We start from the raw sequence: 19,687 nt of genomic DNA on the forward strand, positions 1-19,687 counted from the left end.
TGACTTAATGTTTTATCCTAACAACAACGGTTCCGGCTAAGCGATCCCCGAGTCTCTGTCTTTTCTCTGTGATCGCCATAACGATAAATCCCAATATGTAAAAGGAAGGTAGACTATCTATTATCCGCAAAACATTTCTCAACAGCGCTGCTAAAAAGTCACATGGCTCTCCATTTTCTTTAACAACAATAATCCCGAGGATCATCTTACCAACAGTCTGGCCTTTCCATGTTTCCAATAATATACCATAAAATATCCAGAGGAGCATTATAATTAATAAACTCATGAAAAAACCGCTCATGGCCGTCATCGGTGATCCCGCCGCAAGGCCGGGAACAATTGAAGCACCGACAATACTGAATGATAAAAATACCATTACAAAATAATCAATTATTACGGCAAAGATCCTGTGCAGGACAACATCTTTCTCAGTCCCCATTTCACCCCTGGAAGATACGTTTACAGCAACCGTGGAGATTTTCAGGTTGGTGCCACATTTTGAGCAAAATTCCGCGTCATCCGGATTCATTGTTCCGCATTTGCTGCAATACATTTTTACACCTTGTTACAATATTTACTCATGGTATTTAAAAATGTTGATGTATGTTGAGATTATCTAAAATATTTTCTCAATGTAAATAAAGAAACATATAAACACATTAAATCAAATCTAACCTGCATGAAATTCCAGATTCTCAATGCTGACTATACCTACAGCGATGATTTGCCTGTAATAAGACTTTATGGAAGAGATGAATCTGGAAACAGTATATGCTGCCATGTGCCAGGTTTTGAACCTTATTTTTATGCAAAAGCAAAGCCTGAATTGTCAACTATTTTGCTGGAAAAGTTTAAAGAGCATATAAAAAGGATCGAGCAAGTAAAGCGGTTTGAACCGGTGGGTTATTTCAAGAATAAAACAAGCATGCTAAAGATCATCCTGTATGATCCGAAAAGCGTTCCCATCATCCGCGATGATATCCGAAAAATGGTTGATGAGATATATGAGACAGACATCCTTTTCAGGAACAGGTATATGGTGGATAAAGGGCTTGGCGGCATGGGTTGGGCAAAAGCAGAACCGGAAAAGGATACAATAAGTAATGAGGTCATAAGCGACCTTAAAATAACATCAGGGAATGTAGAACCTGTTGAAATCCTGAAAAACGCACCACTGCGCCATCTTGCATTCGATATTGAGTGCCTGCCATTAAATGGCGCCATGCCGGTGCCTGAAACATCACCGATTGTGTTAATAAGCCTTGCTTTTGCGCCTGATTTTGAAGGAAAGAAAACACTTGTGCTTGTTGGGAAGGATGCAAAAGCAGATGATGAAACCGAGAGTTGTGGCAGCGAAGAAGCCATGCTGAAGCGATTTTTTGAAATAATAAAGAAATATGACCCTGATATTCTCGTGGGTTACAACTCGAACAGTTTTGATATTCCGTATATTGTTGACAGGATGAGAACTCTTAATAGAAAAGGAGCACGGATAGAGCCGATCGCAGGAAGAGATGGCAGGGATCTCTATTATAAGAAAATCGGGAATGTTACAAGAATAAGCGTGATGGGTCGCATTGCTGTGGATGTATTACCTTTGCTTCGCAGGGAATTTTCGCTCAAACAATATACATTAAGAAATACGGCAAAGGAATTGCTGGGTTCTGAAAAACTCGAAATACCATTCCTTGAAATGGAAGATTACTGGAAAGATAATGGTGAAAAGCTTTCAAAATTCATCGAATATTCAAGACGCGACTCTGAACTCGCACTTCTTTTCCTGTTGAAACTCCAGCTTATCGATAAATATATCGCTCTTGCAAGAGTGAGCGGGACTCTGCTTCAGGATATTCTCGATGGCGGGCAGACCCAGATGGTGGAGAGCCTGATGCTTCGTGAATACATGAAAAATGACCGTGTGTTACCTGCGCGCCCAACAGGGGAAATGTCCGATGAGCGCTATGATGAAGGCGAGGAACTGGCCGGGGCTGAAGTCCTGCCTCCAAAGAAAGGCCTTCTTGAGAATATCGTCATCCTTGATTACAAATCACTCTACCCGACCATAATGATGGCGCATAACCTGTGTTATACCACAGAGGTTGTGGGAGAGCGGCCAGCTGATGTTATAGTAGCGCCAACAGGCGGTGTTTTTGTTTCCAGCAAAGTTGTAAAAGGTATCGTGCCATCCATTCTTGAAGACCTCCTGAACCGCAGGCAGGAGACGCGCGCTAAAATGAAAACAGCAAATGAGGAGGAAAAACGAGTTCTGGATGCCACACAGCTTGCGCTTAAAATCCTTCTTAACAGTTTCTACGGCTATTCAGGATATACAAGGGCGCGGCTGTACAGCTTGACCCTTGCAAGCGCAGTAACGAGCTTTGGAAGGGAGAATATCCTGAGAACGAAAGACTTGATAGAGAAGGACATCAGGGAAATAATCCTGAAGGACGGAAAAGCTTTCAAAAAAGATGAAAATATAAGCGGGAAGCGTATTGGTTTATCGGTGGTTTATGGAGATACGGACAGCGTTTTTGTGCATCTTGCTGATAAAGAGATTAACTTTGATGAGGCGCAGCTTGTGGGAAATACAATCGCAAATACCGTTACGGATTCTCTTGTTAAGCCAATGGAGCTTGTTTTTGACTCTTTTGCTAGGCGCGCCATATTCCTTGCCAAGAAGCGTTATGCTCTCCTTATCCAGGAAAAAACGGCGAAGGGTCTTAAGGAAAAGATAAAAGTGAAGGGAATGGAGACAGTTCGCCGCGACTGGTGCGAGCTTACCACAAAGACTATTGAGAAAGTCCTTGAGCTTGTCCTGAAGGAAGGAAAAGTGGATGATGCCGTTCTTCTTGTCAAGAATACGATAAATAGCATAAAAACAATAGATTCCACAAGCCCGCTTTTTGACGACCTTATCCTGACACGCCAATATACAAAAAAAATTGAAAGTTACAGGAACAGGCAGCCACATATAACCGTAATAGAAAAGCTCCAGAAAAGGGGCATAATCTCACATGTCGGTGACAGGATACCATTTGTGATCGTGGCAGGCAATGCGATCTTTGTTGACCGCGCCGAAGACCCTGAATATGCGCAAAAGAAAAACCTGCCTATTGATGTTGATTATTATATAAATAAACAGATACTTCCGCCTGTTGAACGGATATTATCTGATTTTGGTGTAACAAGAGAAATGTTAAGAGGGATGGGAGAAAGAAAGGTGCAGACTGAAACAAAGCAGAAACAATTATTTGAATTTTAGGAGAAAATATTTTGAAGACCCATCCCAGATGTGCGCCGTGTTTATTATCAAGAGTACAGTTTGAGGCAGAACTTTCAACAAAAGATGTGGAATTGCAGAAAAAAGTAATTATCGCAGGGATAGAAGTACTCAGGAAATACATGGTTGACGGGGCGGCGACGCATCTTTCCACAAAGATCCACAGGGAAGCATACAGGATACTTGGAGATATTGACCCGTATTCAGAGAAAAAAAAGGAAAGCAATGCGGCTGCAATGAAGCTTTTGCCCATGGGAAGGGAATTTGTTTCTGAAAAAGACTCATTCAGGCGCGCGGTGCTTGTATCAATTATCGGCAACTCGTTTGATTTCGGAGTGCTCGGGTTTGACGCTGATAAAGCAACAGCTAAGGAAGCGATGCAAAAGCAGATCAAACACGGGCTTGATGTGGATGATTCAGATAAGATAAAAACGATGTTGAGCAACGTTGTCTATCTTGCCGACAACTGTGGGGAGATCGTGTTTGACACTCTGCTGTTTGAGCAAATAAAAAAGCTCGGGGGCAGGATCACCCTTGTTGTCAGGGGCGCGCCCATCCTGAACGATGTCACCATGAAAGAAGCGCTGGAACTTGGTATTGACAAAATGGTTGACAGGGTGCTCACAACGGGTTCAAATGCCATTGGTCTGTGCTTGCAGGAAGCGCCGCCAGAGCTTGTGGAAGCGCTCAGGAATGCATCGCTTATTATCAGTAAGGGGATGGCAAATTACGAGACAATGTCTGAATATGATTTCAGACCGATTGCGTATCTTCTGAAGACAAAATGCGAATCGGTGGCTGAGGCGATGGGATTGGAGAGGAATATGAATGTGGCGAGGGTGGAGGAATAACCACTTACACTTTCTTAATGAAATAAAAATTTATATTACTTATTTTTACAATTCTTGAAGAAGTAAGGTTCATTTCAAAAAATATTCATCAAATTCTTCAATGTTATTGAATCTAATGCCTTTCTGTTTCTTTATTTTTTCTAATTTTTTTAGATATTGTGGATTTACTTCCATATGAAGATCTTGATCGATTTCATTAATGACAATCTCTAATCGGCTCATTTGCTCTTTTAAAGCTGCCATATCATCCGCCATAATTGAGTTTAGTAACATATAAAACTTTAGTGCATTATAGGATTATTCTAAAATATGTGGGAGTATCTGGATATGGGGGATAAAGGGAATGCGCGGGAACACTTTGCGAAGGCTAAAGGGATGATCGGGAAGAAGGGGTATCAAAGGCGGGATGGGGAAGTGAAGGAACTGGAAGAGCAGCTTTCAAAAAAGGATTAAAAATGAATTGAGTCACCAAGCATCAGAAATTTTATATAGTGCATGAAATAACTTATAATATATATGGATATTTTACTGGTGGTATCTGTCCTTATAATAATATTCCTGGTTAGTGTATTCTATTTCTTTTCCACATATAACAGGCTCAAAAGTTTAAGGAATGCAGCAGATGCAACACTGTCCCAGACAAGAGTTGCGATGAAAAAGCGGCTTGACATGATCGAACAGCTTGTTGAGGCAGTTAAAAGCTATGCCAAGTTCGAAAAGGATACTTTTGAGAAGATAACGAGCCTGCGGGCAAATGTGGGAAAAGCAGGTACGGGGGAACTGAAAAAAATTGATGTTGAAAGCCGCGGGATTCTTGGAAATATTATCGCAGTTGCTGAAAATTATCCTGCATTAAAAACCTCGGAGACCGTAACTTCACTGATGACCTCGGTCAAAGATATAGAGGATGAGATCGCAAGACACAGATATACCTATAATAATATTATCCAGGAATACAATACCATGATGGATACTATTCCTTCAAGATTCATTGGACGTTCGGCTGGTATGAGCAAGAAGGAATATCTGGATTTCTTTGATGAGGAATTAAAAAAGCCAGTGGTGAGCTGGGGTTGAATGAAAATAAGGAAATCGTAATTTTATTGATTATCGTAGCGCTGATAGGTTTAGCCGGGCTTTACCTGACCGGAGGGTTGCCTGGCATGGAGAACGCATGCGGTTTAGGAGGATGCGGGGATGTTTATGTTGAGACTTACAATGCGAACCTGTACCTGAATGGAACACTTGAGGAAAATTTTGTTTATGAGATCAAAGAACCGGACAAATACAGGATGCTATATCGAGACTGGAAAGTACCGCTTTCTTACGGGATACCAGATGATACAACAGTAAAAACAAATCCTCACATAGAACTTGTCAGTATCTCTTCGCCGCCCGGAACATTTCCTTATATTAAGGATTTTCAAGGCAACACCAGAGTCATTTCAAGTGCAGATGCCCGATATGCAAATGAAATTTCATCCCTTGCTGTGCAAAACGAAGCAGGCAGCTACAACCCTGTAAGATTCGATGCCGGAAAATATGAAATGAACTATGTTTTTAGTCTGCATCCCCCTCTTGAATGTGATAAGGAATACTGCCATCTGAATTTAAAACTCGCAGACGAGCATCTGCCATACAATAAGGTAATAATAACTATTCATGACCCACAGGGCTATATTTCTCAGCTTTTTGAACATTCTTTAATGGACGTAAAGAAAGAAGGTGATACATGGATTGTGAGAGGTATAAGCCCGAAAGATACACTTTTTGAGATCGAGCTATTACTCAATCCGGCGAGTTCAGGAGGAATAGACGGATTCCCCAGAGAGGTACCTGACGTTAAACGACAAACACTTTCAGCAAATTCCAGATATTCCATCTTTTCACAATTAAGTTCTGCTCTCAAAGCCATGGTGTTCCTGTTTCCTGTATTGCTTGCATTTATTTATTATAAATTCGGCAGGGAGAAAAGTTTCACTGTGCCAAAATTCCTGAGTTTTGTTCCCAGGAATCGGAAGCCATGGCTCGTGAATCTTGTTTTTAGAAAAGATTCCTTTGACTACGATGAAAATGGATTTTATGCAACACTTCTTGACCTGCATAAGCGAGAGATTATTAAAATTGAAACTGAGGGAGAAAAGCAATCAAAGATCAAAATACCGGGAATTAAAGGATCAGAAGACACAAAATCCGGGGGATTAAGGATAACTCTCATAAAAGGGCATGAAGCTGGAGAAGATCAATATGAAATTAAGGTGCTGAAGTTTCTGGAGAATTACTCAAAAAATAATTTATTTAATACCAGTGAACTTGAACACAAAATTGAAAATTTGAGGAATAAGATCATGGCGAAGAGTTCTGATGCTGAGTATGATTTGATCATTATTCGGGATAATATGAATGATGTAATGAAGGTTCCTCAGAAAAAGGCTGCCAATGAATTTGTAAAGAGCGGAAAAAAGTATACCTGGATGATATTCGGGTTTTTCCTATTAGTCCTGGTCGTTACTTCTTATCTCTTATCCATTGGTATATATACTTCTCTCGTCCTGTTACTACAAACTATTCCCCCGTTATTTGTTTCATCTTCGCTTTTCGGAAGATGGAAAGAAAATTATTACAAAGAGAAACTCGAATGGGATGCTTTCAAGACATTCCTTTCTGATTTCGCATCAATAAAGAAATATGCACCACAGGATATAAAGATGTGGCAGGAATGGCTTGTCTATGCAACAACGCTCGGCATCGGGGATAAGGTTGTTGAAGCCATGAAACAACTTAATATACAAATACCTGAAATCCAGGCAGTGACCTACATGCCGACATACTTTAGAGGCGCATATGGCATGACTTCTCCGCCATCCCCGCCTTCATCCGGTGGCGGTGGGTTCAGTGGCGGCGGTGGTGGATTCGGCGGAGGCGGTGGATTTGGAGGCGGAGGAGGGGGAGCCAGGTGAGAATGGAAAATATTGACATATTATAATCCTGTTATTTACTTTTATTCTTATCAGAAGGGTTTTCAATAATGAATAATAAAAAGATCAAAGAGTCAGGACTGAAAGAAATTGCAAAGATCGGTCTTGAAAATAAAAAGATCAGCAGATGGAGAACACGACTTTTAAATTACAAATTCAATGGCGCATATCCGGATGATAAATATGTCTGGCTGACAAATGTGCTGGCATTAAAAGGTGTGGATTCAGGTAACTTTGGTGTTGGATGTATTTTAGTGGATGTTTATGGTAATGTAGTCGTTCAAGGTCACAACGAAGTATTTCATCCATATCTTTCATTTGAATGTGGATGAACTGATTAACAAAATTAAAAATATTCATTCTATGAAGGAAAGATTATGAAAATCTTTATAAATTAATAAATCATAACCTCTTCAAATGGATAGATTATTGGGTGGAATAATTGATGATATTACTCTGTATCGAATTATTGAAGGGGTAATTATAATACTTACCTTGTTTACAGTTTTTCTTGCTATTCAAATAATTTTGGCATGGAAATCCATAAACAAGGAAGAAACAAATTCAGATGAAATAATTTTCAATAAAAAAAGTTTTTACCGAAGTAGCATATTTATATTCATAGCAGGATTTTTTATGATCTTTCATGAATTTCTTGAAGGCCTTGAGGAAAATGCACCTGATTATACAACCTATAAATTTTTTGAATTCATGGCACTTTCAGGATTAATTCTCTTTATGCTTGAGTGGTATAATATATTGAAGAAATTACAAAAGAAGCAGAAAGCTCGATATCGCACAATTTAATCGTAATTCAATTGAAGTCAAGTTTATCATTGAATTGGCTTTGTCCAGATAACGAAATTATGGACCATAAAAATGATAAAACCGAACATTATGGCACCTAATAATGCACTTTGCCAATCAAAGATTTCATTCTGTAAAAAAAATTTCAGCAGGACATAAATAATAAAATATGAGATTGAGGCCGTAAAAGTCAGGATAATCGTTTTTTTCATGATGGATTGTAACATTATTTTATTTTTTAATAAGCATTTTCCAAAATTATATCCAAATCATAACCACATTCAAAATCTTCCCTGTAGTATAATATATTATCTATATCTTAAGATATTCATCTATATCTTGAGATATGCATCGATACTTTCTTTGGGGATTTTCAATTCGCCAAGGAACCTCTCCATCATTGTAATGTTAAGTTTTTCCCTGGATAATTTGTACAGGTATCTTGCATCATCAATATCTTTTGGAGAACCCTTGAATAAGTTATATGGTATTTGCATTTCAAGAGGTGAAATAAATAAATTCCTGTCGCCCAGTATTATCTTTTTCCGGTATTTCAGTGTAAATCTGTCCATTTCATTTTTGACTATCTTTATCCTGAACTCCGGAATTTGATTATCTTTCTTTGCAATCCTCACAGCATGATGGTTTTTCAGGTAGGCATTGTATGCATCAATGGGATCGCCTGTGTTTTTGCATTCGTATGATCTTTCGATTTCAAGCCACAATTTCAAAAATTTCTCAAATGAGATGTTCTGGATCAGGATATCAATATCCTTTCGTTCTTCCTTTTCTTCATTTGTTTCATTATTACCGAATAGAATAGAAACATATCTTGAGAAAAGCACATAACGGATATTATTTCTTGCGAGTATTTCCGAAAAATCCAGGACCAAATAATCTATAATTGATAATTTTTTGTAAAGGATTATTTCATTATCGTTGAATTCTATTTTCATTTTACTCTGATCCATACCGCCCTCCTGAAAGTTCCCTGATCCTTTTTGCGGTCCTGTAGCCAACACGTTCCACGTTCATCAGTTCCTCAAGCGGCGCCGTCATGACATTTTCCACGCTGCCAAAGTGTTTTAGCAGATTCCTTGCAGCAACCTGCCCTATACCCGGAAGTGACGATACAATATATTCTTTAGCTTTACTTTGTGAGAGACGGCTGCGCTTTCCGTGTAAATTGAAAGACCTGGTTTTATCTATTTGCTCTTTTGCAGCGATCATCGTGATAACCTGCGCCGTTTCTGCCTCGTTAAGCGTGTATATAGTCGGGATACGCATAAGGGCAATGGAATTAAGAAAACCCTGTATCGCTTTGGGGTTCATCCTTCTGCCTGAAAAGAAGAATATATCTTCACCCTCAATGATCAGAATGGGTTTCCTGTACGATTTCGCCAGGTCCGTAAGTTGTGAAAAAAGCTCCCGGCGTTCGATCAGGGTTGCGAAAACATCATCGACCGTCTTTCTTTCGAATGCCACGCGATCACTTACAACATAATCACCTGTCTTCAGGGTGCTGATCTCAATTTCTGCGCCAAGTTTTACAAGCGCTTCTGGTACCCTGGAACGCATTTCACGGTGGTCAATGACAATCTTTATAGCTATCTCTCCTTAATGTTTCAAAACGCTATACCGACAGGACAGATGATATACTATTTTAAAGTGCGAAGTGAAAGTATTATGCTGCTTTCCTCTTTACCTTCCCGGTTTCCTTTAATATCGTGTCAATGCCGCTTTTTACAAGCGCTTCAAACTTTTCACCACGCATGCTTGCCCTGTTGAGCGTTTCCCCGAGATCGAGGGGAAGCGCAATATCAACCCAGTTATCCCTTACCCTGTGAAGCAATGGTTTCTCAAGGATTTCCTTTGCTTTTTCATTGGCAGAAGACGCAGTCTCGCTATCTTTGAATTTTATTGGTACATGCAGTGTGAGGGATGTGATCTTTCCATCCTTTTCCTTTGGCGTGTATAATCGTACGATCTCACTCCCGAAGCGGCCGAAGAACTGGTCTGTTCCTTTTCCAAATCCTATTTTTTCGATTGCCGATACTGCCCCTGCGGGAATATCATCCATTATGCAGCCGCACAATGCGCTTGTTATCTCTTTTTCTTCCGTACTTTCTGCGATCCGGACAAAATCATCAAGTGGAAAACCCATTACTACCTCGTCATCCCTGTAGCCTGAGAACATCCTTGCTCCATTGCAAAGAAGCGACAGGTTTACTTTTTTCTCCATGAACGGGATTGCAGTACATTCACCACATACTGCGAACTCTCCTTTGAATTTAACTTCAACAGGTCGTTTTTCATGCAATTGCGCAAGTATTGTGGAAACGCGCATTATTTTTCGCGGATTTCCGATTATTATCACCACATCGGGTTTTTTTTCAGTCTTTTCAAGGGAGCTGACACTTACGAGTTTCGTGTTTGCAGGCTTTATTCGCGGATAGACCTCGCCATAGCTTGGCTCCGTGAAACCAAGAGCAAGTTCAGCGCTTGTGCAGGTGAGTTCTTCTACGCTAAAAACGAAATTTTCCCCGTAAAAAGCGCTTCTTCTTACCATTTCACAAAAGCGCATTGGCTGGCTGCTTGTTTTTTTCTCTGAAGAGTCATTAATGATCCTGACAGCTACTGGTGAAGAAGGAAGTTCAAAAAATTTCCTGAATTTCATTGACAATTCTGCATATTTCATCGTTATTCCTCGACTTTTATTCCGTTTTCTCTTGCTATATCCTTGAAAGCATTAGCTACATATTCGATCTGTTCATGCTTCAAGCCATAAGTGTTGATCTTGAAATTCTTGCTCATGCCTGGGTGAAGACCAACGATCTTTCTCTTTTTTAACTCATGATACAGGAAATATCCCCTGCGCTTATCCTTCTCTGCGATCTCATGAAGCGGCAGGCTTTCAAAGTTCATAAGAGGATGCTGTTTTGGCTTGACACCCATCTGGTGGAACCCTTCGATTTTCTCAAGCTCGTTTACAAAATACTGTGCATTCCTGACCTCTTTGTCCCAATGCTTTACCCGTTCTACAACTGCGGGAAATGAGGCCATGAGCGTTGCCACTGGCGCCCCGAACACTGGCGAGCAGCCGAACAATGCAACTTCTTTTTTCGAGAATCCGCGCCCGCTCCAATCCCCGCGGCATGTTGATTTATTGAACACCCTGGTGCTCCATTCGTAAGTTGTTGCAAGTATTCCGATAGGGGCAGATGCCGCCCAGCTTTTATGTCCTGAGCCGCACAGGAAATCCACATGGAGCTTCTTGCCATCAACTGGCATTATTCCTGATGAATAAGCGGTATTCAGGAGGAACGGGACACCATATTCTTTGCATATCTCCCCAACTTTTTCGGCATCAGCGATATTACCATACCTGTAATCAACATGCGTGAGCACCGCGATCGAAGGGAGTTTTCCTGTCTTTTGCTCTATCTCTTCGAATTTAACGGCATATCCCTGCGGGTCAATTTCAAACATGGGATAACCATTATGCGGAACTTCAACAATGCATAATTTGTTCGCCTCTGCGGCAAGATATGAAGTATAATGGGCAAGCGCATCTACTACAACGGTATCGCCTGGCTCGCAAACCATGTGCATTACAGCCCATTTCGCATGGCGACAGCCTGCCGTGAACCTGACATCGTCCATGTTAAGGAATTCTGCGACATCCCCGGTAAAATCGTGAACTGGCGGTTTATCAACAAGGTCTACCCTTGATTCGAAACAATAATCGCATACCGAATAACCGTCCCCGAATTCAAGAAGGGCTTTTCGCGCTTCTGCTGTCAATACCCCCCCGCGCTGGATGGGATGTACGTTCACATAAGTGTCAGAGATACCGCGAGTAAGGTTTTTGTATTTGTTAAGGTCCATGCTCTTAATCATGTTCCAAGAGTTTATTAATGAACTTATAATTTACGGAAAAGGCAAAAGAAATAATATGTAAATCTATAAAATAATGTGAGATGTAAAAAAAACCGAAGAACTCCTGCAAGACTCGCGCCTTGCATCGAGCGTGGCGATCTGGAGGACATATGTTGTGTGCGTGATGGGGCTGAGGGAGATTGAGGTAGGGGCGTAGAATCTTTTAGATTTATTCCCATGCGTTGGTTCACGTGACATTTATGTTCTTTGGTTAAGTATATATCGAACAGTATTCATATAATTCATAAATGAAATTTGCTGTTATAATCAGAGAAGATAAAGAAGACAGAGGATATGTAGTTAGTTGTCCAGCTCTCCAGGGTTGTCATTCACAAGGAGATACAATGGAAGAAGCACTGGCTAACATTAAAGAGGCTATTGAAGCTTATTTGGAAAGTCTTGAATTAGATAATCTGCCATCGCCTTCAATGCCGACAATTGCAGCAGTAGAAGTGGAAGTGTAATGTGTCTAAGCTTCCTGTTATTTCAGGAAAAGAAACGGTAAAAGCGCTTTCTAAAAAAGGGAATGCTACGGGATATTATAAAGGATGCTGGCTTGACTATAGATGAATTTGTATGTCTGCTAAAATGATGGCTTGATGCCAGACACCAACAAAACCGAAGATTTCCTCAAGAAACTCGCGCCCTGCATCGAACGCAGCGGCCTTGATGCATGCGTGGAGGAAGCGGCGCGGCTGGCGAGGGAGATGGAATCACCGGATTTATGCAATTGCCTTATGTGCAGCTTTCTGTCCCTTGATTTCGTATAGAATAGCCTGTGGGTCAGATATATTTTCAGAAGCATCAAGCATTTCTATTGCCACAATTTTGTTATCTTCCCCATAATCGATTATGAGACCTTCCCGAATCTCATCGCTTTCTTTGACAGCCATTTCCCTTAGAATCAAAGTGAGTGAATCGGTTTGTGGGTCATATATTATTTTCATTTTGATCCTTGTTTATATGTGAAGAACAATAAAGATAAGTTCTAAATCCCCAGTTCTTCAGCTAATTCTTCAAAATCCCTGGCTTTTGTGCCATCTTTCGTACCTTTTTCAAGCTGTTCCATGATATAGATATCCGACAGAACTTCAATGGTTTCCTTCATAGATTCATATTCATCTGTTGATATTGTAATCCATCCTGATTGATGTTTTCCAATTGCGGACACTGTAGCCATTTCGATATCTTTATAGGATGGTTATCTATTTAAATCTTAATATGGGTTTTAACAAATATTGAAAATTATGCCAGAAAACAACAAAACCGAAGAATTCCTCAAGAAACTCGCGCCCTGCATCGAGCGCAGCGACCTGGATGCATGTGTGGAGGAGGCGGCGCGGATGGCAGGGGAGATGGAGATATGGGCGGGGGAATTTTAATCTTGACCCTCCCCATCCTCGACAACCACATGCACCTCAACCCCTCAGGCCGATGCCTTGACGCAGTCCGCGAATTCGCGCGCGCGGGCGGCACGCATATAGTTCTTGTCTCACTCCCGCCCTGGTCACTGGGTATCGATATTAACTCACCCGAAGATTACAGGAAAGTATTTGATAAAATCCTGAAAATCGCCCGGCGTGCCCAGGAAGCTGAAAAAGTAAAAGTTTTTGTGGTTCTTGGCGTGCATCCTGCCGAACTTACGAAATACTACGGGCGCCTTGGCCTTTCGCGCTCTGTTGAGATAATGAGGGGCGGGCTTGAGATTGCGCGCAAATATGTGGTTGAAGGACGGGCTGTTGGATTAAAATCCGGGCGCCCGCATTATGAAGTTGAGCCCGGAATCTGGGATGCATCAAATGATATAATGCGCTACGGTTTTGAGCTTGCAAAGGATGCAGGATGCGCTGTGCAGCTTCATACAGAAAGCGCGACAGAAGAAGGGCTCGCCGGGATCGCGGGAATTGCAAGAAGCGTGGGATTGCCTGATGGAAGAGTAATCAAGCACTTTTCACCGCCCATGGTTAAAATATGCGAAAAACATGGAATTTTTCCCAGCGTCCTGGCGGGTGAAAATGCGATTGAAACAGCCCTTGGCGAGGGAACACGTTTCATGATGGAAACCGATTACATCGATGACCTTGAAAGACCAGGGTCTGTGTTGGGACCAAAAACAGTCCCAAGAAGGACAAAACAACTCATTGGAAAATGGGGAGAGGATGTATTCTGGAAGGTCCACAAAGAAAACCCGGAGAAAGTGTATGGCGTGGAGATCGATATATAGGTTAAGTTGAAGAATACAATAAAATCATGGACTCTCCTTTGAATTCCGGGACTTTGAAATCCCTTGAAATTATTTTACCAGTACCCAGGATCAATTGTACCGTTCCCCTTTCATAAGAATAAAGCTCCTGTTTTGTCGATGACAGGTTGATCGTGATAATTCCCACATCACCCTTTTTTAGTATTGTATTCCCTTTTCCGGTCTTTTTCCCTTCATAATAAAAATGCGATTCATCAGCATTTGTACCGTATTCCAACGTTGATGAGATCTTTTTGTCTATAAACTTCACTGTTATGGAATTAAAATTGAAATCCAGATCCATTGCCTCAAGATATATGGAAAGGCCAGTAATAGGACCTCTGGATATATTTTTTCTTTCTCCTGCAATAGAGGTGATATATAAATTAGAGGATATATCAGTTATGTCTTCCTCACCACTTGACATGGATTTTTGATATAAATTATCCACTGATGTGACCAATTTATTGCTTGAAAATACTAAAATAATTATAATAATAGCAATAACAAAAAAAACAAGGGTTTTTCGATTTACAAATTCACTTAAAAAATTCTCACGATGTTTCACGTCCATGAAAATCAAATTGAAGTCAAATATGAGTGATTTCAATAAGACTATCGATGGGAGAAAAAGAATTATTATGAACAATATCAAAACGACTTCCGGATAAGCTCCTCCTGATGTTACATTTCCGATTATGAAAATTGCAGTAGCTATTATAATATTTGAAATGCTGGATATAAGTTCTAATGTGATCTTATCAATTAGTTTTATTTCTACAAAATTCGGGTCCTCTTTGCTTTCGTCGTTTTCAAATTTAACGGAATTAACATCCAGGATCAGGTTTCTCAGGAAAAAAATAAAAGCGATAAGAAAAATCCCGATAATTACTGATGGAATAAATATATTATCGTCAAACCAGCTATAAATACTGGCATAAATAAGTATTATAACAGCAATAAAGAAAGACAGGCTGGCATAAAGTTCCAGTGCGACCTTATATCTTAAAGATATTTTTATCATATTTTTTGCTGGTTCTTTTGAATTGCATTTTATTCAATATGAACCACGTTTATATACGCATATATAGAATACTTATTATATATTTCTTTTTTCCGCCTAATTTATCTTTGATGATGAAATCATTCCGTAAATTATAATGCTATCCTCTTAGAATTAAACAACCTCAATATGACCAGGGACTACCTCACTGTCGATGACATTAATACAAAAGGGAAGACGGTTCTATGCAGGCTTGACCTTAACTCGCCAATGGATCCGAACGGGATCATTCTTGATGACAGCCGGTTCAGGAGCCACCATATAACCTTGAAGGAACTGGAAAACTCAAAAGTTGTAATACTTTCCCACCAGAGCCGACCCGGAAAGAGCGATTTTACCACGATGGAGCCTCATGCAAGGCTATTGTCAAAATTGATGAAGCGTAATATTAATTATATTGATGATATTTTTGGTTCACATGCTATTGATACTATAAAAAAAATGAGTAAGGGCGATATAATCCTGCTTGAAAATACGCGTTTCTATTCGGAAGAATCGATTGAACGCGCGCCAAAAGACCATAAGAAAACCCATATGGTAAGGCGCCTTGCTGCTGTTTGTGATATATTTCTGAACGATGCATTCTCGGTATCCCACAGGTCGCATCTTTCCGTAACAGGTTTTACAGAATCATTACCAAGTATAGCTGGAAGAATTATGGAAAAAGAAATTGATTCATTAAACAGGGGATTATCATGCAGCGAGCGCCCGTGCGTCTATGTTCTTGGGGGAACAAAAGTTGATGATTCTATAAAAGTCACAAAAAACGTGCTTGAGCGGGGATGTGCAGACAGGGTGCTTGTTACAGGGGTTGTAGCTAATGTGTTCCTGGCAGCTTCCGGAGTAAATATCGGAGATGCGAATATTAATTTTATCGATAAGCAGGGTTACCTGCCCCAGATAGACATAGCAAAAAGTCTTCTCAAACGTTTCCCGGAGAATATCGGTCTTCCTGTAGATGTTGCATTGAATAAGAATGATGAACGCATCGAAGAAAAAATAAGTAACCTGAGGCCTGAATTGCCTATCCACGATATCGGTATAGAAACAATGGTCAAATTCTCACAGGAAATAAGTGATGCCAAAACCGTAGTAATGAATGGGCCTGCGGGCGTATTTGAAAATGAACCTTTCGCCCTGGGAACTCGTGAACTAATCAAGGCAGGATCGAAATCGGGTTTCTCCGTGATAGGAGGCGGTCATATAGCGGCAGCAGCAGAACAGATGGGTATTTCAGACAAGTTCTCCCACGTAAGTACAGGTGGAGGCGCCTGTATTGATTTCCTGGCCGGTGAAAAACTGCCAGGTATTGAGGCATTAAAGGATGCTGCAAGGAAATACAGGCAAAAATAGCGTTACAGGTTTTGATTTCACAGGCAATATGACCTTGCTTGTGGATGATATTGTTAAAACACATCCTTTTTTCAAACATATTAAGGTTAAGAATATTCTTATTGCAATGTCTCCTTCAAATGGCAACAGGAATGGGGTTGTTGCAAAACTGCGGCCTATGCTTTTTGAAGGAGGTTCAAGAACAAAAACCGTCAGGAGAATTGAATATGCAGCGCCGGAAGTTATGATAAATGGAACAAATATCCTGTACATTGTCTATTTTCATTTACCGCGTTTCCTGAATCACGGGGATCAAAAGACAAAACTGGTGACCGTTCTGCACGAATTGCATCACATTTCTCCTTTATTTAATGGTGATATAAGGCGGTATTCAGGAAAAAATTATGCTCACGGCAATTCACGCAAGGATTTCGATAGTCTGGTAAGTATTTATACTGACGAATATATCCATGCTACAGCCCATCCTGAGTTAAGCATTTTTCTAAAATTTAAATATAATGAACTTAAGCGCAAATACGGGGCGATCTATGGGGATATGATACGTATTCCGCGTTCAAAAAATGTATCTTTTCAAAAACCCATGGGAAACATTTAACACTTCAAGATATTATTAACCCAAGATGAAGAAGCTTCATTTATTCATTCAAATCATTATTGGTGTATCCATTATTGCTTTTATTTTGAATAAACTGAACCTGAATGAGATATTTGAGGTTCTAAAAAAAACCGATTTAAGCTATTTCATCATGGCATGCCTCTCATACCTTTTCCTGGATTTGATACTTGCATTACGTTTATCTTATCTGCTTAAAAAAATAGGGCACGAAATGAAATTAAAGGACGTTTTTCTTTCACATATGGGAGGAATGATTATTGGAGATATAACCCCTGGAAGAAGCGGTTATTTTTTAACACCTTTAATATTAAGAAAAAAATCTGGCGTTCCTATTACAGAAGGAATGGCATGCATTTTTGCTCCACAGGGGATTGAATTCATCCTTAAGGTCGCAGGGGCTGTTGCAGCTATAATTTATTTATCTTTTTATTTGAATATTGAAAAAAATTTCATTATTTATGCAGGAATAGGTTCGGTAATTCTCCTGGTTGTCGGGATATTAATGCTATTGGTATCATGGAATAATGAAAAAATGACATCAAAGTTCCTGGTTAGGATCCCTTTTCTTAACAAATTTACTGAAAATCTCTCTTCTTTTAAAGATAGAAGCATCCTGATCAAGGACAGCTTAAATATAATCTTGATATTATATACGATGGGATGGATATTTGCTGCATTGCAGTGGTACTTTTTAGGAAAAGCTATCGGGATTGAAATTTCATTTTTTATTTTTTTCTTGCTTCATCCCCTTATTACAATCCTGATGTTTGTTCCATTATCACCCGCTGGCCTGGGGCTTATGGAAGGAGGAATAATCCTTGTATTTTCGTTTTTTGGAATTTCACCGGCTCTGGGAATGGCCTTCTCAGTTCTGGTAAGAGTCAGTATTTTAGTTGTTGATATAATTGGTTTGAAGACTGTAATTAGTGTATCAGGAAGAACGCAATCTGAAGAGTGGTAAGGAATGAGTATTACTGATATGTAATTACTTAATACAATTATTCTCTCAATTCCGGCGGCAGCATGTTTGGAATACCATCGTCGATCGGATAATACTCTTTACATTTTCCGCAATAAAGCGTCCCTTTAACGATCTCTTTCTCATTCTCCTCTGTAACTTCAAGTACGAGGTCGCCTTTGCACATTGGACAGCACAGGATATCCATCAGATCTCTTTTCATTATTATTACACCTTTTATCCTTTAAACACCTTTTTTATTATCAAGCTATCGAATCAAATAATTTTTATTGCTTAAATGAGTATTTACATTGATCAATATGATAAGGACATTCATAGCTGTTGAGTTGCCTGATAAATTTATTCCTGAAATAAAAAAAATCGGATCTGCCCTGGATATGCCTGGAATAAAACTCGTTGAGCCAGAACAGGTTCATATAACCCTGAAATTCCTGGGGGATATCAAGGAAAGTGATGTCGACTCCATTTTATCCGCGTTATCACAGATAAATTGCAGGCAATTCGAAGCGAAAATAAAAGAGGTGGGAGTGTTCCCGAAACTTGCTTATATAAAAGTTATATGGCTTGGGGCAGAAGGTAATTTTGATGTGCTGCATGACGAAGTTGAACGTGTACTTTCGCTGTTTAAATTCGAAAAAGATCACCATTTCTCGCCCCATGCAACCCTTGCCCGTGTTAAACAATTAAGGGACAAGTCCTTACTTCTTGGAAATTTGAAAAAATTGGAACATATAGATCTTGGCATGATGAATGTTGGATCCATTCTACTCAAGAAAAGTACACTGACACCAGCTGGTCCTGTATATGAGACCCTGGGGGAAATAAGGCTTAAAGATTAATGCTTCACACGTTTTGTTCAATAAATCATATATACATACCACCTTAAGTATGACTTCAGTTTAGAAAAAGAGGCGTTATGATTACTTCATTCGGTATGGATTTTGTTGACACATTCATGGTATTATACAATGCCGGGGCAGCATTCATAATAATATTCATGATAGGACAAATTCTTATAATGATGCGCAAAGTGGACAAAGAATTGCTGAGGGCACGGTTATTCCTCAATAATTCGATAATCCAGAAGACCTGGATATATATTTCAATAGCAGGCGCTTCATTTGCATTAAATAATGTATTCAAATTCATTATTAACTTTATATCAGAAGGAGAGATCCTCAATGTGTATCATCTGGCTGATCTTGCCCAGATGGTCTTTTTGATATCTTTCATATTGGCTGTACAAAACTGGTATGAATTTATTGGAAGTTTCAAGTCCAGAAAAGTAATCGAAATGTTTAATTAAAAGGAGAGCCACTTAACTACTGTGGCACTTGAAATTATAATCGTATTATTAGCGATAATAGGAGTTATTGTTGCATATTATTTATTAAAAACTGCGACTCATCTCATAATAAATGCTGTGCTGGGGCTTATTATTCTTGTTGCTGCCAACGTAATTTTTAATCTCGGTATAAGTTATTCTCTTCCAGCATTACTTGTTTGCGCCTTTGCGGGAATTCCAGGTGCAATTATTGTAATAATACTCCATTTGTTCGGAGTGGCTTTTGTATAAGAA

26 protein-coding genes are annotated in these 19,687 nt (G+C 39.7%); 16 read left to right on the plus strand and 10 right to left on the minus strand.

The features are described from left to right. Window positions 1-4: 4 nt before the first annotated feature. Window positions 5-553 (minus strand): RDD family protein, encoded by a 549-nt coding sequence (locus CL181_RS14075; protein ID WP_097299950.1) that lies wholly within the window; start codon window positions 551-553, stop codon window positions 5-7. Between the two features lie 126 nt (window positions 554-679). Here CL181_RS14075 and CL181_RS14080 point away from each other — a divergent pair, with 126 nt between their 5' ends. Further along, a complete protein-coding gene (locus tag CL181_RS14080) occupies window positions 680-3,262 on the plus strand; it encodes a DNA-directed DNA polymerase (RefSeq protein ID WP_097299951.1) in 2,583 nt (860 codons plus the stop codon). Between the two features lie 11 nt (window positions 3,263-3,273). Then, window positions 3,274-4,131 (plus strand): DUF89 domain-containing protein, encoded by an 858-nt coding sequence (locus tag CL181_RS14085; RefSeq protein WP_097299952.1) that lies wholly within the window; start codon window positions 3,274-3,276, stop codon window positions 4,129-4,131. Between the two features lie 69 nt (window positions 4,132-4,200). Here CL181_RS14085 and CL181_RS19820 read toward each other — a convergent pair whose 3' ends face one another. Continuing rightward, the gene (locus tag CL181_RS19820) at window positions 4,201-4,386 is read right to left on the minus strand and encodes a hypothetical protein (protein WP_141398920.1); all 186 of its coding nucleotides are present in this window, start codon (window positions 4,384-4,386) and stop codon (window positions 4,201-4,203) included. A gap of 72 nt (window positions 4,387-4,458) precedes the next feature. Between CL181_RS19820 and CL181_RS21210 the strand changes: the two genes are divergently transcribed. The 5 genes from CL181_RS21210 (at window position 4,459) to CL181_RS14105 (ending at window position 7,916) form a co-directional block, all read left to right on the plus strand. Further along, entirely contained in the window at window positions 4,459-4,584 is a 126-nt protein-coding gene (locus CL181_RS21210) for a hypothetical protein (RefSeq protein ID WP_255251581.1), read from the plus strand. A 63-nt stretch (window positions 4,585-4,647) separates the two neighbouring features. After that, the gene (locus CL181_RS14090) at window positions 4,648-5,208 is read left to right on the plus strand and encodes a LemA family protein (protein WP_097299953.1); all 561 of its coding nucleotides are present in this window, start codon (window positions 4,648-4,650) and stop codon (window positions 5,206-5,208) included. Then, window positions 5,205-7,091, plus strand: a complete 1,887-nt coding sequence (locus tag CL181_RS14095) for a DUF2207 family protein (RefSeq protein WP_097299954.1) — start codon at window positions 5,205-5,207, stop codon at window positions 7,089-7,091. Before CL181_RS14090 ends, CL181_RS14095 begins: the two co-directional genes overlap by 4 nt. A gap of 68 nt (window positions 7,092-7,159) precedes the next feature. Beyond that, window positions 7,160-7,441 (plus strand): hypothetical protein, encoded by a 282-nt coding sequence (locus CL181_RS14100; protein ID WP_097299955.1) that lies wholly within the window; start codon window positions 7,160-7,162, stop codon window positions 7,439-7,441. Window positions 7,442-7,526: 85 nt separating this feature from the next. Further along, a complete protein-coding gene (locus CL181_RS14105) occupies window positions 7,527-7,916 on the plus strand; it encodes a hypothetical protein (protein WP_141398921.1) in 390 nt (129 codons plus the stop codon). Window positions 7,917-8,248: 332 nt separating this feature from the next. Here the strand turns inward: CL181_RS14105 and CL181_RS14115 are convergent, their stop codons facing one another. From CL181_RS14115 to pscS, 4 genes are all read right to left on the minus strand, one after another. Then, window positions 8,249-8,887 carry a hypothetical protein gene (locus CL181_RS14115; protein WP_097299958.1) on the minus strand — a complete coding sequence of 213 codons (639 nt, stop codon included), beginning with the start codon at window positions 8,885-8,887 and terminating at the stop codon, window positions 8,249-8,251. Continuing rightward, on the minus strand, window positions 8,874-9,527 hold the full coding sequence (locus CL181_RS14120; RefSeq protein ID WP_320410183.1) for an ERCC4 domain-containing protein: 654 nt from the start codon (window positions 9,525-9,527) through the stop codon (window positions 8,874-8,876). Before CL181_RS14120 ends, CL181_RS14115 begins: the two co-directional genes overlap by 14 nt. Window positions 9,528-9,600: 73 nt before the next feature. After that, complete coding sequence (locus CL181_RS14125; RefSeq protein WP_097299960.1) at window positions 9,601-10,614, minus strand: DUF169 domain-containing protein; 1,014 nt, start codon at window positions 10,612-10,614, stop codon at window positions 9,601-9,603. A gap of 2 nt (window positions 10,615-10,616) precedes the next feature. Beyond that, window positions 10,617-11,804, minus strand: a complete 1,188-nt coding sequence (gene pscS, locus CL181_RS14130) for an O-phospho-L-seryl-tRNA:Cys-tRNA synthase (protein ID WP_097299961.1) — start codon at window positions 11,802-11,804, stop codon at window positions 10,617-10,619. Window positions 11,805-12,103: 299 nt separating this feature from the next. On the opposite strand from pscS, the gene CL181_RS14135 reads away from it, so the two are divergent. Continuing rightward, on the plus strand, window positions 12,104-12,319 hold the full coding sequence (locus CL181_RS14135; RefSeq protein ID WP_097299962.1) for a type II toxin-antitoxin system HicB family antitoxin: 216 nt from the start codon (window positions 12,104-12,106) through the stop codon (window positions 12,317-12,319). Between the two features lie 258 nt (window positions 12,320-12,577). On the opposite strand, the gene CL181_RS14140 is transcribed toward CL181_RS14135, so the two are convergent. Both CL181_RS14140 and CL181_RS14145 read right to left on the minus strand, forming a co-directional pair. After that, the gene (locus CL181_RS14140) at window positions 12,578-12,802 is read right to left on the minus strand and encodes a DUF2283 domain-containing protein (protein ID WP_097299963.1); all 225 of its coding nucleotides are present in this window, start codon (window positions 12,800-12,802) and stop codon (window positions 12,578-12,580) included. Between the two features lie 41 nt (window positions 12,803-12,843). Then, window positions 12,844-13,035 (minus strand): hypothetical protein, encoded by a 192-nt coding sequence (locus tag CL181_RS14145; RefSeq protein ID WP_097299964.1) that lies wholly within the window; start codon window positions 13,033-13,035, stop codon window positions 12,844-12,846. A 67-nt stretch (window positions 13,036-13,102) separates the two neighbouring features. On the opposite strand from CL181_RS14145, the gene CL181_RS21215 reads away from it, so the two are divergent. Then, window positions 13,103-13,237, plus strand: a complete 135-nt coding sequence (locus CL181_RS21215) for a hypothetical protein (RefSeq protein ID WP_255251582.1) — start codon at window positions 13,103-13,105, stop codon at window positions 13,235-13,237. Next, complete coding sequence (locus tag CL181_RS14150) at window positions 13,219-14,079, plus strand: TatD family hydrolase (RefSeq protein WP_097299965.1); 861 nt, start codon at window positions 13,219-13,221, stop codon at window positions 14,077-14,079. The genes CL181_RS21215 and CL181_RS14150 overlap by 19 nt, the downstream gene beginning before the upstream one ends. Window position 14,080: 1 nt before the next feature. Here the strand turns inward: CL181_RS14150 and CL181_RS14155 are convergent, their stop codons facing one another. Then, entirely contained in the window at window positions 14,081-15,121 is a 1,041-nt protein-coding gene (locus tag CL181_RS14155; protein ID WP_097299966.1) for a hypothetical protein, read from the minus strand. 168 nt (window positions 15,122-15,289) lie between these two features. Between CL181_RS14155 and CL181_RS14160 the strand changes: the two genes are divergently transcribed. From CL181_RS14160 to CL181_RS14170, 3 genes are read left to right on the plus strand one after another with little or no spacing between them, the layout of a single operon-like run. Next, entirely contained in the window at window positions 15,290-16,513 is a 1,224-nt protein-coding gene (locus CL181_RS14160) for a phosphoglycerate kinase (protein WP_097299967.1), read from the plus strand. Further along, the gene (locus CL181_RS14165) at window positions 16,485-17,108 is read left to right on the plus strand and encodes a hypothetical protein (RefSeq protein ID WP_097299968.1); all 624 of its coding nucleotides are present in this window, start codon (window positions 16,485-16,487) and stop codon (window positions 17,106-17,108) included. Before CL181_RS14160 ends, CL181_RS14165 begins: the two co-directional genes overlap by 29 nt. A 25-nt stretch (window positions 17,109-17,133) precedes the next feature. Continuing rightward, entirely contained in the window at window positions 17,134-18,090 is a 957-nt protein-coding gene (locus CL181_RS14170) for a lysylphosphatidylglycerol synthase transmembrane domain-containing protein (RefSeq protein WP_097299969.1), read from the plus strand. Window positions 18,091-18,127: 37 nt separating this feature from the next. Here the strand turns inward: CL181_RS14170 and CL181_RS14175 are convergent, their stop codons facing one another. Continuing rightward, window positions 18,128-18,310, minus strand: coding sequence for a methytransferase partner Trm112 (locus CL181_RS14175; protein WP_097299970.1), 183 nt, complete (start codon window positions 18,308-18,310; stop codon window positions 18,128-18,130). Window positions 18,311-18,407: 97 nt separating this feature from the next. On the opposite strand from CL181_RS14175, the gene thpR reads away from it, so the two are divergent. The 3 genes from thpR (at window position 18,408) to CL181_RS14190 (ending at window position 19,684) form a co-directional block, all read left to right on the plus strand. Next, complete coding sequence (thpR, locus tag CL181_RS14180) at window positions 18,408-18,947, plus strand: RNA 2',3'-cyclic phosphodiesterase (protein WP_097300010.1); 540 nt, start codon at window positions 18,408-18,410, stop codon at window positions 18,945-18,947. A 77-nt stretch (window positions 18,948-19,024) separates the two neighbouring features. Then, window positions 19,025-19,414, plus strand: a complete 390-nt coding sequence (locus CL181_RS14185) for a hypothetical protein (protein ID WP_097299971.1) — start codon at window positions 19,025-19,027, stop codon at window positions 19,412-19,414. 21 nt (window positions 19,415-19,435) lie between these two features. Next, window positions 19,436-19,684 (plus strand): pro-sigmaK processing inhibitor BofA family protein, encoded by a 249-nt coding sequence (locus tag CL181_RS14190; protein ID WP_097299972.1) that lies wholly within the window; start codon window positions 19,436-19,438, stop codon window positions 19,682-19,684. The last annotated feature ends 3 nt before the right edge of the window (window positions 19,685-19,687 follow it).

This window comes from Candidatus Methanoperedens sp. BLZ2, from assembly GCF_002487355.1.
Classification (GTDB): Archaea; Halobacteriota; Methanosarcinia; order Methanosarcinales; family Methanoperedenaceae; genus Methanoperedens.

Excerpts from the sequence above, each read along its gene's own strand:
- CL181_RS14075 (WP_097299950.1), bottom strand. The coding sequence starts at position 553 with ATGTATTGCAGCAAATGCGGAACAATGAATCCGGATGACGCGGAATTT.
- CL181_RS14080 (WP_097299951.1), top strand. The coding sequence starts at position 680 with ATGAAATTCCAGATTCTCAATGCTGACTATACCTACAGCGATGATTTG.
- CL181_RS19820 (WP_141398920.1), bottom strand. The coding sequence starts at position 4,386 with ATGGCGGATGATATGGCAGCTTTAAAAGAGCAAATGAGCCGATTAGAG.
- CL181_RS21210 (WP_255251581.1), top strand. The coding sequence starts at position 4,459 with ATGGGGGATAAAGGGAATGCGCGGGAACACTTTGCGAAGGCTAAAGGG.
- CL181_RS14090 (WP_097299953.1), top strand. The coding sequence starts at position 4,648 with ATGGATATTTTACTGGTGGTATCTGTCCTTATAATAATATTCCTGGTT.
- CL181_RS14100 (WP_097299955.1), top strand. The coding sequence starts at position 7,160 with ATGAATAATAAAAAGATCAAAGAGTCAGGACTGAAAGAAATTGCAAAG.
- CL181_RS14105 (WP_141398921.1), top strand. The coding sequence starts at position 7,527 with ATGGATAGATTATTGGGTGGAATAATTGATGATATTACTCTGTATCGA.
- CL181_RS14115 (WP_097299958.1), bottom strand. The coding sequence starts at position 8,887 with ATGGATCAGAGTAAAATGAAAATAGAATTCAACGATAATGAAATAATC.
- CL181_RS14125 (WP_097299960.1), bottom strand. The coding sequence starts at position 10,614 with ATGAAATATGCAGAATTGTCAATGAAATTCAGGAAATTTTTTGAACTT.
- pscS (WP_097299961.1), bottom strand. The coding sequence starts at position 11,804 with ATGGACCTTAACAAATACAAAAACCTTACTCGCGGTATCTCTGACACT.
- CL181_RS14135 (WP_097299962.1), top strand. The coding sequence starts at position 12,104 with ATGAAATTTGCTGTTATAATCAGAGAAGATAAAGAAGACAGAGGATAT.
- CL181_RS14140 (WP_097299963.1), bottom strand. The coding sequence starts at position 12,802 with ATGAAAATAATATATGACCCACAAACCGATTCACTCACTTTGATTCTA.
- CL181_RS14145 (WP_097299964.1), bottom strand. The coding sequence starts at position 13,035 with ATGGCTACAGTGTCCGCAATTGGAAAACATCAATCAGGATGGATTACA.
- CL181_RS21215 (WP_255251582.1), top strand. The coding sequence starts at position 13,103 with ATGCCAGAAAACAACAAAACCGAAGAATTCCTCAAGAAACTCGCGCCC.
- CL181_RS14150 (WP_097299965.1), top strand. The coding sequence starts at position 13,219 with ATGGGCGGGGGAATTTTAATCTTGACCCTCCCCATCCTCGACAACCAC.
- CL181_RS14155 (WP_097299966.1), bottom strand. The coding sequence starts at position 15,121 with ATGATAAAAATATCTTTAAGATATAAGGTCGCACTGGAACTTTATGCC.
- CL181_RS14160 (WP_097299967.1), top strand. The coding sequence starts at position 15,290 with ATGACCAGGGACTACCTCACTGTCGATGACATTAATACAAAAGGGAAG.
- CL181_RS14165 (WP_097299968.1), top strand. The coding sequence starts at position 16,485 with ATGCTGCAAGGAAATACAGGCAAAAATAGCGTTACAGGTTTTGATTTC.
- CL181_RS14170 (WP_097299969.1), top strand. The coding sequence starts at position 17,134 with ATGAAGAAGCTTCATTTATTCATTCAAATCATTATTGGTGTATCCATT.
- CL181_RS14175 (WP_097299970.1), bottom strand. The coding sequence starts at position 18,310 with ATGAAAAGAGATCTGATGGATATCCTGTGCTGTCCAATGTGCAAAGGC.
- thpR (WP_097300010.1), top strand. The coding sequence starts at position 18,408 with ATGATAAGGACATTCATAGCTGTTGAGTTGCCTGATAAATTTATTCCT.
- CL181_RS14185 (WP_097299971.1), top strand. The coding sequence starts at position 19,025 with ATGATTACTTCATTCGGTATGGATTTTGTTGACACATTCATGGTATTA.